A 624-nucleotide genomic window follows, 5' to 3' on the forward strand; every position below is an offset into this window, starting at 1 on the left:
CGCCAAGCGAAACGTCCGACGACCATTGAGAGACCGGAAGATAGGTGTCTTCCTCCTCGCGCAGTCCCTCGGCCACCAGCTCATCGTAGAGGCCGAGGGCTTGCAGGCAGCGCTTCGCATGGTTCTTGTGGCTGGGGCAGACGACGTAGAACATCCGCCCGTCGGCGCACATATAGCTGCGATAGAAGGGATCGAGGAACTCCTGGAGGTCGTCATAGGACATATCCATCGGCAGGCCCTCGCCGCGCCGGCGCTCGATCTCCCGCTCGCGCTGGGTCTGGTAACGCAGCGGATAATCATCGATCAGGATCGAATTGTAGGAGAGGCCCTCCATGACGGCACTTGCCAGCGGTACTTCGATGTGGTCGCCGTGCCCGGTGCGCTCGCGCGCCTGAAGCGCCAGCACCGTTGCGGACGCCGCAAGCATTGTGCCGTAGGCGGAAGAGAGCGGCAGCGGCGAGAACGAGGGGTTGATGCCCATCAAAACGCGATTGAGTCCCATATCCGTGAAGACGCCGGAGGACGCCGCAATTACCGCCTCGAAGGCCCTCCAGTCACGGCGAAGCTGATCGTCGGAGGCAAAACCGGGGATCGACAGGGTGATCAGCTCCGGCCGCGCCTTGC

At 63.1% G+C, this 624-nt stretch carries 1 protein-coding gene; it reads right to left on the bottom strand.

Annotation, left to right across the window (positions count from 1 at the left end; genetic code table 11):
• The coding region (locus tag AC0C6X_RS30110; protein ID WP_472956697.1) for a CoA transferase at positions 1–624 on the bottom strand (624 nt) is incomplete at both ends.

The organism is Ensifer sp. VA4 (genome assembly GCF_055710065.1).